General features: G+C 48.8%; 2 protein-coding genes. Both read left to right on the top strand.

Annotated features, from left to right (window positions below; all coding sequences use genetic code 11):
* The coding region (locus CX651_RS19580) for a VCBS domain-containing protein (protein WP_157822708.1) at positions 1-2,061 on the top strand (2,061 nt) is incomplete at its 5' end.
* A gap of 251 nt (positions 2,062-2,312) precedes the next feature.
* Positions 2,313-3,096 (top strand): retention module-containing protein (locus CX651_RS19575; protein ID WP_157822707.1); only part of this gene is annotated, 784 nt, incomplete at its 3' end.

The raw sequence follows: 3,096 nt of genomic DNA, 5'->3' as shown, positions 1-3,096 counted from the left end.
AGCCTGGTGCAGTTCCTCGCTGTCGGCGAGACCATCACCTTGAGCTTTGATGTCACTGTCGATGACGGCAACGGCGGCACAGATACCGAGACTGTCACTGTCACCATCACCGGCACCAATGATGCGCCTGTGCTGAGCATCGACATGAGCGGCGCGGTCACCGAGGATGTCGATGTCATCAATGGCATGCTCAGCGACAGCGGCGACTTGAGCTTCACCGATGTCGATATCAACGACGGCCACGGTGTCAGCAGCAGTTACAATGATGACGCTACATGGAGCAATAATATTCCTCTGGATCCCGCCCTCATTAGCGCCCTGGAAGCCGGTTTCAGTGTCGACAACTCCGGCTGGAACTATGAAATCGCCAACAGCCTGGTGCAGTTCCTCGCCGCCGGTGAGACCATCACCTTGAGCTTTGATGTCACTGTCGATGACGGCAATGGCGGCACAGATACCGAGACAGTCACAATCACCATCAATGGAACCAACGACCCGGTTGAAGGCGAGTTTGCCAAAGAAATCTGGGTTCCGGCCTCCCTGTTGCAACTCTCGGATCCTTATCTTGCCGGTTATCCGCTGAATATTGATGTTCCAACCGATGTAGATGCCACGGATGAAATTAGCATCACAAACCTGAGTCTTGAGTTTATCGACCCTGCAGAAACTGCCGAGCTAGGCTCTATTTGGTACTGGGATGATGGCGAGCAGATGCTGGTGCAGTATGACTTTGACAATCCTGAAGCCTTGTCTGCAGCAGAGTTAGGCAGTCTGGTCTATATGCCGGGTAATAACGGTGATATTGAGGAACAGCTGGATATTTCTCTGACCTTCACAGTCAACTCAGGTACAGATCAGGTGGATGGTGACTTCATCATCCATGCGGTGCCGGGGAACAGCTTAGGAGGGGAAAGTGTCACCATAGGTGATGGTTCATCGCCTTTGACTTCAGGTAATGACCAAGACGCCATTCTCAGTATCAGCGGTGGATTCGCCGATGCGATTAATTTAGCGCCTTCCGCCGGTAGCCTGGATTTATTTACCGACTTCCAAAAATCGCCCTTTGCCATCCCAATCCCCGGCAATGAGAGAGACATTGACACTACCGCAGGCAGCAAGCGGGAAACAGAGGTATCGGTCAGGCTAACCATCAACGGTATTACCTTCATAGTACTGTTGGCTGATCCTGTGGATAACATAGAACAAACTTGGTTCTATGATGCAGATACTGGCTTGATGAAAGCCAGCATTGGCTACAATCAGATAGTGCAAGAATCGGATAACTCGATAACACTCGCTGACTATCTGACCTTGAATCCAGCCCAAGCTGCAGATCAGTGGACTATTACTTACTTCGACAATGATGGAGGCAGCTATCAAGCCAGATATGTACAAGCTGTATTTACTCACGAGCTACTGCCTGATGATGCCATTACAATAACAGGAAGCGACGACATAGATAACCTCATCTTTGGTAGCACTCAGGGTGACTCACTCACCGGGGCTAACCAAAGTGATGAAATTGTCGGTCGCGAAGGGAATGACACCATCAAAGGTCTGGAAGGCGATGACCAATTATTGGGTGGTGCCGGCAATGACCACATCTTTGCCGGGACGGGTGCCGACTATCTGGTTGGTGGCCCCGGCAGTGATCGCTTGGATGCCGGCTCAGATAATGACAGAGATATTCTGATCTGGGATGCCGGGTCTGCAGATGGCAGCACCGATGAAGTCTATAACTTCGCCCCCAACACAGATGCACTGGATTTATCGGATATATTGGTTAATGAAGAAAATGGAGTTTTGGATGATTACCTGGACTTTAGCTTTGTAAATGGCAACACCATCATAACTGTCGACACGACAGGTGCCGGCGGGGACAGTGTCACCATAGTACTGAATGGTGTGGATCTGTCCACAGAGTATGGAACTACCGATGAAGGTTTGATTATTCAATCCCTTATCTCGGATGGTGCATTATTGGTCACTCAACCTGTTGTTCAGGCTTCTCTACCTGAGCCAAATTATACCTATCTATCCGAGGAACAATTAGTCCCTTAACCAAACCACTACTAATCACCAAGTATTTAAACAGAAGCATCAAGCTTCTGTTTTTTTATTAATCAAAATAAAAAATAAATTAATAAAAATCATAACATTACAAACCGTACGAATGGTGTCAAAAAATTGACTTAGCGGTCTTATTCATCTAAAATCGCCGCATAAGATTCACATCTTTCGCCAATTTGCAACCCAACTCCAATGGGATGCAACTTTATTGATACGGATATTGCAAGCGCCGGGAGCGGGACATGAAAGCACTTATCATAACACAAGATGGTCAAGTTAAGAGTTTGAATGGCAAGGCTTATGTCATGTCAAATGGCCAGCAAGTGCCATTACAACAAGGCGACTTGGTCGCGCAGGGAAGCGAAGTTTTTGTCGATAATGATGCACAGTTCGAGCTCTTACTCAGTGACGGAAGTAGTCTTGGAAATGAAGATGAAGCCCCTGAGGAAGCGTTGCAAAATACCGATGCTGTAACAGATTCTGAAATTGCCCAGCTACAAGCCCTTATCGCATCGGGAGAAGATCCAACCGCTTCATTGCCTGATACTGCTGCCGGAGGAACTCAAGGAAATGAGGGAACGTCCGGTTTTGTCTCATTGGCAAGAAGTGGCGCAGAAACTCTAGCTGCCAGTGGCTACGATTCAGCAGGCTTCGAAACCGATGCTATTACACTGCAAGAAGGCTTATCACAAAACGCCTTCAACCTGACCCAAGTTGCTCCCAGTACCGTAACCTTGTTGGCGCCAACCCAAGTCAATGAGGGGGGCAGTATCACCTACACAGCTGTTGTAGATAACGCCCCTCTTGAAAGTGATTTGGTGCTGACCCTGTCCAACGGCGCGACGATAATAATCCCCACTGGCCAAACTTCCGGCAGCGTTACCGTCGATGCTCCCAGCGATGATGTTTACTTGGACAGTGAAGTACTGAATGTCGGTGTCACTGAGTCCCAGGGCGGCAACTATGAAGAGCTGGATCTCGGCAACAGCGTCGACACGACGGTCAATGACACCATAGATACCACCA

Origin of the sequence: Shewanella chilikensis (assembly GCF_002836945.1) — a bacterium.
GTDB lineage: Bacteria > Pseudomonadota > Gammaproteobacteria > Enterobacterales > Shewanellaceae > Shewanella > Shewanella chilikensis.
This window is presented reverse-complemented; position numbering and strand designations above follow the sequence as displayed.